This is a genomic window from Pseudomonas capeferrum (assembly GCF_013523055.1).
In the GTDB taxonomy this organism is placed as follows: Bacteria; Pseudomonadota; Gammaproteobacteria; order Pseudomonadales; family Pseudomonadaceae; genus Aquipseudomonas; species Aquipseudomonas capeferrum_A.
In genome coordinates, this window is sequence record NZ_JAAMQM010000003.1 from 51,434 (window position 1) to 64,803 (window position 13,370).

General features: G+C 61.2%; 11 protein-coding genes and 2 pseudogenes. 5 read left to right on the top strand and 8 right to left on the bottom strand.

Going from position 1 to position 13,370, the window contains the following annotated elements:
• The first annotated feature begins 127 nt into the window (after positions 1 to 127).
• Together G7009_RS04205 and G7009_RS27460 are read left to right on the top strand one after the other, a co-directional pair.
• Positions 128 to 710: pseudogene (locus G7009_RS04205) on the top strand (siderophore-interacting protein).
• Positions 711 to 729: 19 nt separating this feature from the next.
• A pseudogene (locus tag G7009_RS27460) lies at positions 730 to 981 on the top strand (rhodanese-related sulfurtransferase); the annotation flags it as partial.
• 231 nt (positions 982 to 1,212) lie between these two features.
• Here the strand turns inward: G7009_RS27460 and G7009_RS04210 are convergent.
• Both G7009_RS04210 and G7009_RS04215 read right to left on the bottom strand, forming a co-directional pair.
• Positions 1,213 to 1,449: an MbtH family protein gene (locus tag G7009_RS04210; protein ID WP_181128732.1), complete on the bottom strand. Its 237-nt coding sequence runs from the start codon at positions 1,447 to 1,449 to the stop codon at positions 1,213 to 1,215.
• Positions 1,450 to 1,531: 82 nt separating this feature from the next.
• Positions 1,532 to 2,929, bottom strand: a complete 1,398-nt coding sequence (locus tag G7009_RS04215) for an aspartate aminotransferase family protein (protein WP_181128734.1) — start codon at positions 2,927 to 2,929, stop codon at positions 1,532 to 1,534.
• 331 nt (positions 2,930 to 3,260) lie between these two features.
• Between G7009_RS04215 and G7009_RS04220 the strand changes: the two genes are divergently transcribed.
• Positions 3,261 to 3,887 (top strand): DUF2238 domain-containing protein, encoded by a 627-nt coding sequence (locus tag G7009_RS04220; protein ID WP_308813307.1) that lies wholly within the window; start codon positions 3,261 to 3,263, stop codon positions 3,885 to 3,887.
• A gap of 87 nt (positions 3,888 to 3,974) precedes the next feature.
• On the opposite strand, the gene G7009_RS04225 is transcribed toward G7009_RS04220, so the two are convergent.
• From G7009_RS04225 to G7009_RS04250, 6 genes are all read right to left on the bottom strand, one after another.
• Positions 3,975 to 4,802, bottom strand: a complete 828-nt coding sequence (locus G7009_RS04225) for a helix-turn-helix transcriptional regulator (RefSeq protein ID WP_181128738.1) — start codon at positions 4,800 to 4,802, stop codon at positions 3,975 to 3,977.
• A 127-nt stretch (positions 4,803 to 4,929) separates the two neighbouring features.
• Entirely contained in the window at positions 4,930 to 6,216 is a 1,287-nt protein-coding gene (locus G7009_RS04230) for an MFS transporter (RefSeq protein ID WP_181128739.1), read from the bottom strand.
• A gap of 186 nt (positions 6,217 to 6,402) precedes the next feature.
• Positions 6,403 to 6,585 carry a DUF2783 domain-containing protein gene (locus tag G7009_RS04235; RefSeq protein WP_219856433.1) on the bottom strand — a complete coding sequence of 61 codons (183 nt, stop codon included), beginning with the start codon at positions 6,583 to 6,585 and terminating at the stop codon, positions 6,403 to 6,405.
• An 11-nt stretch (positions 6,586 to 6,596) separates the two neighbouring features.
• Entirely contained in the window at positions 6,597 to 8,303 is a 1,707-nt protein-coding gene (locus tag G7009_RS04240) for an FAD-dependent oxidoreductase (RefSeq protein ID WP_258197859.1), read from the bottom strand.
• 163 nt (positions 8,304 to 8,466) lie between these two features.
• Positions 8,467 to 10,833 (bottom strand): DNA polymerase II, encoded by a 2,367-nt coding sequence (locus tag G7009_RS04245; protein WP_181128742.1) that lies wholly within the window; start codon positions 10,831 to 10,833, stop codon positions 8,467 to 8,469.
• A gap of 49 nt (positions 10,834 to 10,882) precedes the next feature.
• Positions 10,883 to 11,803, bottom strand: a complete 921-nt coding sequence (locus G7009_RS04250; protein ID WP_181128744.1) for a LysR substrate-binding domain-containing protein — start codon at positions 11,801 to 11,803, stop codon at positions 10,883 to 10,885.
• A gap of 161 nt (positions 11,804 to 11,964) precedes the next feature.
• Here G7009_RS04250 and G7009_RS04255 point away from each other — a divergent pair, with 161 nt between their 5' ends.
• Together G7009_RS04255 and G7009_RS04260 are read left to right on the top strand one after the other, a co-directional pair.
• Positions 11,965 to 12,741 (top strand): YqcI/YcgG family protein, encoded by a 777-nt coding sequence (locus G7009_RS04255; protein WP_181128746.1) that lies wholly within the window; start codon positions 11,965 to 11,967, stop codon positions 12,739 to 12,741.
• A gap of 2 nt (positions 12,742 to 12,743) precedes the next feature.
• Positions 12,744 to 13,370: a LysE family translocator gene (locus tag G7009_RS04260; protein ID WP_181128747.1), complete on the top strand. Its 627-nt coding sequence runs from the start codon at positions 12,744 to 12,746 to the stop codon at positions 13,368 to 13,370.

Sequence of the window (13,370 nt, forward strand, 5' to 3'; positions counted from 1 at the left end):
CCAGCTACCGACATGGCCTCGGGGGCCGTGCCTCGCGATGCCTGATCCATGCAGGCGCCTGGCGTTAAATCGCCAGTCGAGCGTCTCGTCCGTAGGTCATACCCTTCTTCCAAAGGCGGCTCTTGCAATGCTCACCAACCTGCCCAAGACCCTGCGCGAGCGGGTCACTCAAGCGCTCCCTGCCAAGCGCCCCAGCTACCGGATCTTCGATGTCCAGCTCAAGCAGCGCATCGTGCTCGGCCCTTCGCTCACGCGCCTGGTCTTTACCGGCCCGCAGGTCGATCGTATGCGCACCCTCGCGCCGGATCAGCGCATCAAGCTGCTGTTCCCCACGGCCGATGGCCAACCGTCGCAGCTGCCCCTCTCGGGCAACTGGCAGCAAAGCCTGCGTGCGCTGGACCCGGCCCGCAAACCGCCGATGCGCACTTACACCCTCCGTGCCCTGCGCAGCGAAGCCCGTGAGGTGGAGGTGGACTTTGTGCTGCATGGCGAGAATGGCCCGGCCTCGCGCTGGGCGACTCATGCCCAGCCAGGCGATCGGTTGCAGATGGTTGCCCCGGACGATCAGGAGGGAGACCCAGTACGCCTGGGTGGCGGGCGAGTCGGCAGCCGTCATGGCCATTCGCAGACACCTGGTGGGGGAACGAGGCCTGGATCGACGAGCCATGACCTCCATGGGGTACTGGCGTCTGGGGCGGGCACTGGATTGAGGGCGAGCGGTACGCGTAGGCAGCTGTCGATCTGCAGGCATTGACCGGCAAGCCGGTGCACGTGCTCGAGTGCGGTACCGCGCGCTGGATCGAGGCAGGCCTTGCCTTGGAGAGCGGCGAAACGCACTTGGCGGTGCCGCGTACCGACCGTTATCGCCGGCCCTATGAAGGTACCGATAACCCGCGCGAGCCGATGCAGGGGTATCTGGATTGGGAGTTCGGGCTGGTGGAGCAGTTGGGGCGTGACGGGACCCATGGGTTCAGGGTGATCGGCCGAGGACCGACAGAGGGGGAGTCAAGACGCGTCATGACCGCTAGGGTGTCCAGTCTTTTACTGGATACGCCATGGCGGGAACAAACACTATCAGGGCCCGAATGTGCAGCGCGGGCTCAAGGCATCGCGTGGCCTGCTTCGCGGGTAAACCCGCTCCCACAGGGATCACGCGGTGGATGGCAAGGGCTTCGCCCGTGAGTGACTCGATCTCAAGACCGCTCCTACATCCTAGACAGCCGTCGGTTTCCCAAGCGCCTGCGCTTCCATGTGCTTGCGCAGGCTCAGCGGACGCATGTCGGTCCAGACTTCATCGATGTAGGCCAGGCATTCCTTCTTGAAACCGCTCTTGCCCACGGTGCGCCAGCCGTTGGGGACGTCTTTGTAATCGGGCCAGATGGAATACTGCTCTTCATGGTTGACCACTACCTGGAAGAGGATGTCTTCGCGATCGAATACCGAGGTCATAGTGTTTCTCCGTAAGGTGAACGTCGGATAGCCAGGCGGCCAGTGCCGGTTTTTTATCAATACGAGCGGCGCGTCAGGAAATTCAGACCGCGATCAGGGCCGCGTGCATGGCCTTGTCGAATATCGTCGCGACCTCGTCGATCTGCCCGCCGGTAATGATCAGCGGGGGCAGGAAGCGCACCACGCTACCGTGTCGACCGCCCAGCTCGATGATCAGCCCGCGCTTGAGGCATTCGCGCTGGATGCGGCCGGCCAGCACCGGATCCGCGGGCGGATGGCCGAGTACGTCAGGCTGGCCGCGTGGATCGACCACCTCGACACCCAGCATCAGCCCGCGCCCACGCACATCGCCCACCTGGGGCAAATGCCGCTGCAGGTCGAGCAGGCGCTCGCGCAGGCGCTGGCCTACCGTGGCAGCATGCTGTACCAGATTCTCGTCGCGGATATGACGGATCACCGCCGAGCCAGCCGCCATGGCCATCTGATTGCCGCGGAAGGTACCGGCATGAGCGCCTGGCTGCCAGGTGTCCAGCCAGTCGCGGTAGACCATCACCGCCAACGGCAGGCTGCCACCGATGGCCTTGGACAGCACGACCACGTCCGGCACGATGTGGGCGTGTTCGAAGGCGAACAGCTTGCCGGTGCGGCCGAAGCCGGTCTGGATCTCATCGACGATCAGCGCCACACCCGCCCTGGCGGTGATTTCGCGTACGCCCCGCAGCCAGGTGTCGGCGGCGGGAATCACTCCGCCCTCGCCCTGTACCACTTCCAGGATCACCGCAGCCGGTGGCTGCACGCCGCTCTCAGGATCGTTGAGCAGGTTGTCCAGATAACGCAGGTTGACCTGCACGCCCTGCTCGCCACCCAGCCCGAACGGGCAACGATAATCGTAGGGGAAGGGCATGAACTGCACCCCATGGTTCAGCAACGAGCCCAGCGGCGTCTTGGCCTTGAGGTTGCCCATCAGGCTCAGCGCGCCCTGGCTCATGCCATGGTAGCCGCCCTGGAAGGCCAGCACGGTACTGCGGCCGGTGGCCGTGCGTACCAGTTTCAGCGCCGCCTCTACCGCGTCGGTGCCGGTCGGTCCGGTGAACTGGATCCTGGCCTGCCTGGCGAAGGTCGGTGGCAGCGCGGCGAACAGATCCTGCACGAAGCGGTCCTTGACCGGGGTACTCAGGTCCAGGGTATGCAGGGGCAATTCGTCGTCGAGCACCTGGCGTATGGCATCGATCACCACCGGGTGGTTGTGCCCCAGCGCCAGTGTGCCCGCGCCGGCCAGGCAATCGATGAACACTCGTCCCTCGACATCCTCGACATGGATGCCGCGACCGCGCTTGAGTGCCAGGGGGATACGCCGCGGGTAACTGCGCGCATTGGATTCCTGGAGCTTCTGCCGGGCCAGGATCGGATTGTCCTCGAAGTGGTATTCCTTTTCCTCGTCGAGGCTGACGTCCGGCTTTTCGGCCAACACTGTGCTCATCGTTGTGCTCCTGAGGGGAAGATAAAAACCGAGGGTGTGCCTCGGTGCACCCGTCGGCCTGCATGAGGTGGCGAAGAGAGCCGTGCCGGAACGCGCGACTACAAGGCACCGAGAAGGCGAAAGTGCGTGACTCACAGGATCGAAGACGCGCGGCGGGGACGGAAAATTAGGCTGGCTCCGCTCATCGCATGAATGGGATCCGCCAGGCTGACGCAGACACCCGACTCGATACGCCTGATGGCGCTGGCCACTGGCCTGGAGGAAATGAATTTCGCGATACCCGTGCTTTCTGAAGATGAGCGATGCTGCATTCAGCTGTCAGGAGAGCACGGTGGCAGGAAGCACTAAGACGATCAGCGCATGGCTGCAGGGCGCATTTCTGGTTGTATTCGTCCTGCTGGGATGGGCGCCGGTGGACCGCCATGCCTGGATGATCGAAAACAGCCTGGTAGCCATTGGCGCCCTGGCGGTCTGGTGCACCCGGCACCTGTTCTACTGGTCGCCAAGGTCTTGGTTGCTGATCGTGCTGTTTCTCTGTGTGCACGAAGTCGGAACCCACTACACCTATCCCGAGGTGCCTTACGAGCCGGCGATTGCGGCGTTGACGGGCACCGATCTCCGGGGGGTGTTCGGATGGGACCGCAACCACTACGACCGTTTCGTGCACCTCTGCTATGGCCTGCTGACCGCCCTGCCCTTTCGAGAAATCGTCCTGGCCAAGTGTCGCTTGACGGGAGCTTGGGCGTCACTGATCGCGTGGTCGTTCGTCTTGTCCACGTCCATGCTCTACGAACTGATGGAGTGGATCGGCGGCCAGTACATGGGCGGCGAAAATTCGACGGTCGTGGGTGCTCAGGGCGATGCCTGGGATGCGCAGAAAGACATGGCCCTGGCGGCAGCGGGGGCATTGCTTGTGCTTGTTTGCCGGGGACATTCGAAAATGAAAAGCCGATCCTGACTGTCGGCTAACGGGTACCTGCAAGGACAGTTGACGCAGGCTGCCAGCAGGTATCCGAGGATATCCAGTACGCTTGCTCCCTGGATCCTAGTGGCGCATGACCAACCCCCTGGGCTGGGTGGCCAGCGCGAGCAGTTCGCGCTGGCCCGATATGCCCAGCTTGCGATACAGGCGTTTGATATAGGTGGCAGCGCTAGACACTTGAATACCCATACACGTGCTGATGGTCTCGATCTCGCCACCGGCCAGCATCAGTCTAAGCAGCTCCTGATCACGTCGGGTCAGTTCCGGGTACAGGTCAATGACGCGTTCACTGAGCAGTGCCGGCATCTCGTTAGCTTCCAGATAAGCTCGGTAGTGAAGGCGAACGATCTGGATGATCAGAGGCGCTGCGGCTTCGATGAAGTCGATCTCGCTGGCTGAAAACTGGCCATGTTCGCGGCCACGATAGAAATTGACCGACAGCCAGCGATCATCTTCGCAGTGGTTGAGCAGGGCAACGCGCTCGGATATCTGCGGCAGTTCGTAGCAGATGCGCCGGTAGTCCCGGTGAACGATGTCGTCAACCGACTGGCGTTGTACCAGAATGGGCTCGCTACCCGATGCGCTCGAGCGCTTTCCCATGGCTTGCTGATTACCATCCAGACTGTAGAAGCGCTCGGCATAATTGCTGGAGATTCTCGAAAGTTCGATCATCCGCGCGCGGTTGGCGAAGGAGACGATGTGCGGGCTGCGATTGGGGCTGTAGGCGAAAATGGTGCACTGCGCCAATGGCACCTGGGCGCTGATCAGCCTGAGCATGTCCGCGGCCAGCATCTTGCCGTGCCGTTCACCCACTCGCGACAGCAGGCTGACGGTCTGCTCGACACTCAGGCGGAACTCGGTATCGGACACTCGCAAGGGCCAATATTCCATGATGCATCCCCGACGCCCTGCGGATGGGCACGTGCTTGTTGCATGAATAAGGAAGTTCGACTGACGTCGGCACTCTAGCGACATCCGCGAAAGATAAGAAGTCGCCAGGCAACCTTGGCTATCGCTATCAGTACCGTTGGCGCGCCGTTCTCTGAGTCGGGGCTGGAATGGGCAGCAGGAAGATCAGCAGCGAGCCGACCAACAGCAGTATCGTGCAGTAGACGATGCCAGCGCTGAAGCTTTGGGTCAGGTCCTTGAGCCAGCCGACTACCAGCGGATTCAGTGCCGAGCCTATGTTTCCGAACGCGTTGATCACTGCAATACCGATGGCACGCGCCTTGAAACTGATCGCCTGATCCGGGGTCGTCCAGAAGATCGACATGGCCGTGTAGGAGCCGGTAGCAGCCATGCATATGCCTGAGAGCTGTATCAGCGGGTTCCCTGCGTAGGCGGCCAACAGCCAGCCGACAGCGGCCAGGAGCATGGGCAGCACCAGGTGCCACTTGCGCTCCTGAGTGCGATCGGAATGCAAGCCCCAGAAAACCATGCCGATGATGGTGCAGACCTGAGGAATGGTGGCCAGAAAGCCGATCACGCTATTACCACTGCCGGCCGCACTGATGCTCTTGATAATCAGCGGTGTCCATACGGCGATCATGGCCAGGGTGTTAACCAGGCAGAAATAAACCAGACTGAACATCAGCACCGCGGGTGAGAGCATTTCGCGAAGCGCACTGACGGTCCCGCTCTCTGCAGCATCCCTTGACGCCGGAGTGTCCGCGGCCAAGGCCTGCTGCAGATGGTGCTTTTCCGAGGCGTCCAGCCAGCGCGCCTGATGAGGCTTGTCGTCCAGGTAATAGAACACTACAACGCCCATGATCACCGAAGGCATCCCTTCGAGCAGGAACAGCCACTGCCAACCGTGCAGACCGCCTATGCCATTCAGACCCAGTATCTGGCCCGAAATGGCCGAGCCGAAGCCCGCCGTAAACGGCATGGCGATCATGAACAACGCATTGGCACGTGCACGGTAGGCGGCAGGAAACCAGAAGGTCAGGTAAAGCAGAACGCCTGGTAGGAATCCAGCTTCGGTAATACCTACCAGAATTCGCAACAGATAGAGACTATTGGCGCTGGTGGCGAAAAGCGTGGCCGTGGAAGCCAGTCCCCAGGCAATCATCAAGCAGCCTATCCATTTGCGCGCACCAACCCTGGCCAGGACGATATTGCTGGGAATCCCGCAGGCGACATAGGCGATGTAGAACAACGTGGTGGCCATGCCAAATTGAGTACTGCTGAGCCCCAGGTCGCCCATCATGGTCAGGCCGGCAAAGCCGATATTGATGCGATCGAGAAAGGACAGCACAAAGCACAGAAAGAGAAACCCGAGCAGGCGTCTGGATACCTTTCGCATGACCTCATGCTGGGGGTGGCCGACGGCAGTTGTCATTGAAGTGTCGACAGAGTCCTGATGCATCTCAGCTCCTGATTATTATTAGATAGAGCTGTACCGACCGCGGTATCAACGCTGACTTTCCACGCCGTCACGCGGCACGGCTGGTTCTGGCAGGTGGCCCGCGTCCGCCTGCAATTGTAAGTCTTACAGGTCTTGCAACGCCGACTGTGCCAGTTCATTAAAGGTTTGGGCGCTGCCGAGTGCCTGGGCGCTCAGTAATGCCAGTTTGACCAGAAAAAGTTCGGCCTTTGCCGCAGAGGCTTTGTCCAGAGCGTCTGCCAGCACGTCGTAGACGACTTCCAGATCGTGGACGGTCATTGTGTTCATTGTCATTCCTCTCAGTGCTTGCCCAAGACAATGTCGATGGCGGTGTGCAGTTGCCCTGCGGACAGCTGGTGCCAGCGTGCGCAAATATGCTGATCCGGACGGACCAGGTAGGCGCCGCCCTGGGTGATGCCGTACTTGCTGGCGATGTGACCAGAAGTGTCTTCGATCAGCTGGTCTGCTCCAACGACGCGGGTCTGTGCGTTCTGCGTAACAGCGATGATCTGGAACGGTACGCCACTGCTGCGAATCGCTTGCACCTGGGCCAGCAGCGCATCTGGGATAAACGCGGCGCTGGTAAAGTAGAGCAGGTGGAAGCAAGCACCCAGACGGTCGAACAGGTAGTCGTTCTCGCCGAGCTTGATATTGAGCAACAGAGCGCCATTACGGGGTCCGACAGCGAAACGATCGTTGTCGTCTGTCGGGCAGTTGAGCACCGATTCTGCATAGTCGTGCGGGCGCGAAGTACGCCAGTGGTACAACGGACGGACGAACTCTTGTGTCAGCGACAAGGACAGCACGGCATCCCGCACCAGGCGATAGCCAGCCGTGGGTGGTGCCATGAACCTTGTACTCTTGCCCGCCTCGTCGATGATTTCTCGCGCTGCACTGACCCGTTCGTCAGTATAGGACGGGAGCAGCTTGGGCCCTGCCAGCCCTTTGAGGGTGAATGCCAGTTTCCATACCAGATCATGGCAATCCTGGAAGCCGGTATTCGCTCCGCGCACACCGAAGATCGGCAACAGGTGCGCAGCGTCCCCCGCGAATATGACTCGCTCGTGGATGTAATCCGACAAGGTCAAGGCGCGGGCCGAATAGACCGAACTCCAGTCCATTTCCCATGGCACGTCCTTGAACCCGAGCATCTCCAGCTGGGCATTGATGCGCTCGCATAATGATTCGGCTTGTAGCGCCTGCTCTGGGGTTTCATCTTCCGGCAGCTGATAATCGATGCGCCAGATATTGCCAGGCTCTCGATGCATCAGCACAGTGTTACCCGGGTTCCAGGTCGGGTCGAAATAGGCCAGGCGCTCTGTCGGCAGGTCCAGGTCGATCTTGATGTCGGCTATCACGAAACGTCCCTCGTAGGAGGTACCTTCGAGCTTTAGATCGAGCAACGTGCGAATTGCCGAGCGGGCGCCGTCGGCTGCAACGACCCAGTCAGTGTCCAGCTCATAGCTACCGGCTGGGGTATCGATTTCCAGGCGAGCGAAATCGGAATTTTGCGCTAGCGCGGTGACTCGGTTGCCCCAGCGAACCTCCACCAACGGATTAGCCTCGGCGGCTTCGGCGAGGAACTGCTCAAGATAAGGTTGTTGCAGGTTGGTCATCGGCGCATAGCGATCATCAGGGGCTTGTGGACTTTCCATACGAAACACCAGCTGGTTTCGATAAAAAGAATTACCACAGTTCCAAGGCAGACCCATGCCGCTGACCCGATCGGCCACCCCCACCTGCTGGAGAATTTCCATCGACCGGCGCGTGAAGACAATTGCGCGGCTGCCTTCGCTGACCTGCTGTTCGGACTCAAGCACGACACAGGGGATGCCATGACGAGCCAGATCCAGGGCAGTCGTAAGGCCTATGGGCCCGGCCCCTACCACTACCACCGGCTTTCGCGCGATGTGAGGCGCCCCAACGGCGCCGGTGTATGCAGGGAAGACTTGATAGTTGAAATAAATGGAGCGTCGCGGCTCGCCATGCGGCTGATGCATCGCCATGCACCTCCTGTTTATTGTTGTGTGAGCTCACGGCTCTTGGGTGTGGAGACGACTTTACGTCAGGCGGCCATATGCAATGTCCCCTTAACGGGACAAGTGCATCGATCAGCTGTACGTCAGGACTGGGTGCCGGATGTGTTTGAAGAGGGCGTCCTAGCCGAGGTCAAAAGTCGAAGCCCAACTGGTCGAGAGACTGGAGGTCGATGGTTCGGGCCATCACGAACGGCAGGATGGCATCGGCCACTGGCTGCAACTGCTTGCCGATGTAGTGCTGGTAGTCGATGGGTGACTGCCGGTTCTCCAGCGGTTCCGGTCCCGCGGTGGTCATGACGTAGCTGATCCAGCCGCGGTTCTGGTACTGCGTGGGGCGGCCAAGGCTGAGGTTGTATTCATCGGCCAGACGCGCCGCGCGTACGTGCGGGGGCACATTGCGCTGATAATCCTCCAGGGCGCGGCGCAGGCGCTTGCGATAGATCAACAGCTCGTCCTGCTCGCCGGCCAGGGTGCGCCGCACATAGTCCCGAAGGTACTCCTCGAACGGTTGGCGGCGAAAAATACGCCCATAGAGTTCCTGCTGGAACTGCCTGGCCAGGGGCGACCAATCGGTACGCACCGACTCCAGTCCCTTGAACACCATTTCCTCGGAGCCGTCCGCGCGTTGTACCAGCCCGGCATAGCGTTTCTTGCTGCCCTCCTCGGCACCGCGAATGGTGGGCATCAGAAAACGCTTGAAGTGGGTCTCGAATTGCAACTCGAGGGCGCTTTCCAGACCCAGGGTCTGATGCAGGTGCTCACGCCACCACTGGGTGATCTCGGCCGCCAGGGCCTGGCCGATTCGGGCGGCCGCGTCTTCGTCATGGGCATGGCGCAGCCAGATGAAGGTCGAGTCGGTGTCGCCATAGATCACCTCATGCCCATGAGCCTCGATCAGGGTGCGGGTCCGATGCATGATCTGATGCCCGCGCAGGGTGATCGACGAGGCGAGCCGCGGGTCGTGGAAGCGACAACTGCCGGCGCCCAGTACGCCGTAGAACGCATTCATGATGATCTTCAAGGCCTGGGACAATGGCGCGTTGCCGTCCCGCTTGGCCGCTTCGCGCCCCTGCCAGACCTGCTCGACGATGGCCGGCAGGCTGTGCCGGGTGCGGGAGAACCAGGCTCCGCGGAAACCTTCCACCGCATGAGCGGGATCGGGTTGGCGCATGCCTTCGATCAAGCCGACCGGGTCGATGAGGAAGGTCCGGATGATCGATGGATACAGGCTCTTGTAATCCAGTACGAGCACCGACTCGTACAGCCCGGGGCGCGAATCCATGACGAAACCGCCGGGGCTGGCTTCATCCGAGTGACCGCCCAGGTTGGGCGCGACGAAGCCCTGGCGATGCATGCGCGGCATGTACAGATGGTAGAAAGCAGGCACCGAACCACCACTGCGGTCCACGGGTAGACCGGTCACCGTGGCGCGTTCGAGCAGGAACTCCAGCAGACGGGTATGGCTGAAGATCCGCGTGACCAGTTCGCAGTCCTTGAGGTTGTACCGAGCCAACGCGGGCTTGTCCTGAGCGAAACGGCGGTTGATCTCGTCCATGCGCTGGTAGGGCGTGTCGATGGCCTTGCCTTCGCCGAGCAGGGTCCGGGAGACGTTTTCCAGGCTGAAGGAGGGGAAGTTCCAGGTCGCCGAACGGAGACCTTCGATGCCGTCGATCAGTAAACGGCCTGGCGCATCGGCGAAAAAGTGCGCGCGGCTGCCGTGCTCGCGTCGACTCATGGGTGTGCCGTCGCGTCCCAGGTACAACGGCACCTGCAGCTTCTCGGCGTGGGCCTGGAGAATGCGCAGATCGAATTGCACCAGATTCCAGCCGATGATCGCGTCCGGGTCATGGCGCGCCAGCCACTGGTTCAGGCTGTGCAGCAGCTGGGCACGGCTGTCGCAGTAGTGCAGGTCGAAATCCAGGCCTGTGGCGTCGCCGACAGGCGGGCCGAGCATGTACACCTCGCGCTGGCCGCAACCCTCCAGGCCGATGCTGTAGAGCTCACCGCGCTCGCTGGTCTCGATGTCGAGGGACACCAGGCGCAGGGCGGGACGGTAGTCGGGCTGGGGCTTGAGCTGCGCATCGCGCAAGCCTCCCTGTGCATCGGGCTGCCCGTTGAACAGTACGGGCGCGGTAATGAAGCGTTCCATCAGGTAGCGCTCGGGCGGACGGATATCGGCTTCATAGACATCGATGCCGGCGCCGCGCAGGCGCGCTCCGAGGTGCTGCAGCTGGCGATACTGCCGGCAGTAGAGGCCGACGACCTCACGGTAGTGGAAGTCGCGCAGCTTCAGCGGCCGCCACTGCGCGTCCTGCTCGTCCGCCAGCAAAGTCTTGGCCGCCTCGACCTGCTCGGCCGGAATGAACGCTACCGAAGGTTGCGGCGCCAGGCGCACGTGCCGCGGTCCCTGGTCAGTGGCCAGCCAGAACTCCACGCAGGTCCCCTCGGGCGTGTCATGCCAGTGTCGGGTGAGTACGAAACCCTGCTGTACGTCCACCGCTTCGACCTCGACTTGCCTGGTGATGGGGATGCCCCGCTACCTCGCTTCAACCGTACAGGTAGTTGATGTCCTTGCTGGCCAGTGGCGGGACCTGGCGCAGCAGATAGTCACGCAACTTGTACATCTGCCGGGCCTTGGGGCTGCCCTTGAGCCAGGTCATGTAATACCCGTCGCCGGTGGCCACGGCATCCTTGAACGGCGTGACCAGCCTTCCCGCGGCAAGGTCGCCGCTGGCCAGGACAAGGTCGACCACGGAGATGCCCAGGCCCTGCTGGGCCGCGGAGATGCCCTGATCGAGTGTGTCGAAGACTTGCCCGGAATCGATGCTGATGTCCAGCGCGTCCAGGCGCGTCAGCCAACGTCGCCAGTCGCGCCGGTCGGGGGATGGATGAAGGAAGTCGCAGGTGCGCAGTACCGATAGCTCCGGTTCCGGGTCCGCCAGGTAGTCGGGGTGACAGACCGGGATCAGCCACTCGTCGAACAGCCGAAAACTCTCGACATCCGCGGGAAAGCGACCGCTAGCCAGGAGGATGGCGCAGTCGTAGGGCTCGGAATAGAAGTCGATCGTATCGATATCCATCCAGACGCTGGAAAGTTGCACCGGACCACTGTCTTCGAGCTTCTTGTAGCCATCCAGGGCCTTGAGCAACCAGCGCACGGTCAGTGTCGATGGCGCCTTGAGACGCAGACTGTAGCGGTCCTGGCGCAACAGTGCGCAGGCGTTCTCGATGATCTTGAAACCGACCTTGAGCTCCTGCGCCAGCAAGCGACCGTGCTCTGTCAGCCGCAACCTGGGCCCGCGCCGCTCGAACAGGTCGCAGCCGAACATCCCCTCCAGGGTCTTGACGTGGTGACTGACGGCACCCTGGGTCAACGCCAACTCCTCGGCGGCCCGGGTAAAGGAGCCATGGCGAGAGGCCACCTCGAACGCCCGCAGGGCGTGCAACGCTTGAATCCGTTCCGACATGGGACGCACCTGATCATGAGTGAGACTAATAGTAGGTCATAGTTTCAGGCGTTTTACAACCTGGAGACCTTCTCGGAAAATGCTTGTAAATAATAATTACATATAACTCTGCCGCTGCTCATATCTCAGCAACAACTACATATTATCTCCTGGGGAACACCATGTTTACGGGTTATGGAAATTGCTTTCGCCTGGATGCGCTAGAGCTGACCGCTGAACATATACGGCACAAGGAGCATTGGACCTTCGCCACACTGGAACGCTTTCGCGCCCTGCTTGCCAACCCCGAGTTTCCTTGTCTGTTCGGACGCAAGGCGGTCGCCGCGAAAACCTGCCATATCGTCTTCGCCCGTGCCGCACACCTGGCCAGCGATATCGCGAGAGGGCTGGGTGACTATATCCGTACCATCGAGCCGATTCCGCTCAAGCAGCGCATCGGCAGTCCGCTGCTGGTTTTTCTCGAGACCAGGGCCGGCAGCACCCTTGCCGAACAGCAGGCCATGGCATGGTCGGTCATGCAGGAAGTTCACCTGCATGACCCACAACCCTGGCCGCAACAGGTGCCGCGCGATCCCGACGATACCCAGTGGAGTTTCTGCTATGCCGGCATGCCGCTGTTCATCAACATGAGTTTTCCTGGGCATGTGCATATGAAGAGTCGCAACCTGGGCGATGCCATCGCCTTCGTCATCAACCCTCGGGAAAGTTTCGACGAGGTCGCCAGCGCCACAACGGAAAGTGGCCAGCGCATACGTGCCCGGATCCGCGAACGGGTGCGTGAATACAACGAGGGTGTCATGCCCGAGAGCCTGGGATTCTTTGGCCAGGAAGACAATTTCGAATGGAAGCAATATCAACTGCAGGAGGCGGGTTCTTTGAAACCATCGCGGTGCCCCTTCCATGTCCATGCAATGCCTGAAACCTTGATCGAGAACTGAACGTGAATACTGCCCTGATAGCCAGCTATGCCCTCACTGTCCTGCTTTTGATCGCGACACCCGGTCCGGTAGTCGCGCTGATCGTCAACACGGCCGCCGCTTCCGGCTCGCGCAAGGCGTTGTTCACTGCCCTCGGGACCAACTGGGCGTCCCTGGTGCTGATCGCGGCCGCCGCGTGGATCATCATGACCAGCGCCGCGATCGACAAGGCATGGCTCAACAGCATGAGCCTGCTGGGCTGCCTGTTCATCGGCTACATCGCCACGGGCACCCTGCGCGAAGCGCTGCAGGCACCTGCCGTCCAAGCGCCCGTCGAAGCCGACAGACCAGCTCGCGGCGGTCTTTGGCAAGGGTTCATGGTGGGGATCTCCAATCCCAAGGACATCATCTTCTTCATCTCCTTCTTCCCGCAATTCATCCAGATCACCGAGTCGTTCGAGAAAAGCATGATGGTGCTCTCGCTGCTCTGGATCGCCATCGATTTCGCCGTGTTGAGCCTGTACATCTTTGCCATCGGCAAGATCGCCTCCCAGCGTAGCAACCGTCTGATCACCCTGGGGTCTGGCGTCAGCCTGCTGCTGATCGCAGGCGTCGGGCTGGCTTACAACGTACGCGAACTGATGAGCTGA

Bases quoted from the DNA above. Each gene is read 5' to 3' on its own strand.
- G7009_RS04240 (WP_258197859.1), bottom strand. From the start codon at position 8,303: ATGGCGATGCATCAGCCGCATGGCGAGCCGCGACGCTCCATTTATTTC.
- G7009_RS04210 (WP_181128732.1), bottom strand. From the start codon at position 1,449: ATGACCTCGGTATTCGATCGCGAAGACATCCTCTTCCAGGTAGTGGTC.
- G7009_RS04230 (WP_181128739.1), bottom strand. From the start codon at position 6,216: ATGCGAAAGGTATCCAGACGCCTGCTCGGGTTTCTCTTTCTGTGCTTT.
- G7009_RS04215 (WP_181128734.1), bottom strand. From the start codon at position 2,929: ATGAGCACAGTGTTGGCCGAAAAGCCGGACGTCAGCCTCGACGAGGAA.
- G7009_RS04225 (WP_181128738.1), bottom strand. From the start codon at position 4,802: ATGGAATATTGGCCCTTGCGAGTGTCCGATACCGAGTTCCGCCTGAGT.
- G7009_RS04250 (WP_181128744.1), bottom strand. From the start codon at position 11,803: ATGTCGGAACGGATTCAAGCGTTGCACGCCCTGCGGGCGTTCGAGGTG.
- G7009_RS04255 (WP_181128746.1), top strand. From the start codon at position 11,965: ATGTTTACGGGTTATGGAAATTGCTTTCGCCTGGATGCGCTAGAGCTG.
- G7009_RS04235 (WP_219856433.1), bottom strand. From the start codon at position 6,585: ATGAACACAATGACCGTCCACGATCTGGAAGTCGTCTACGACGTGCTG.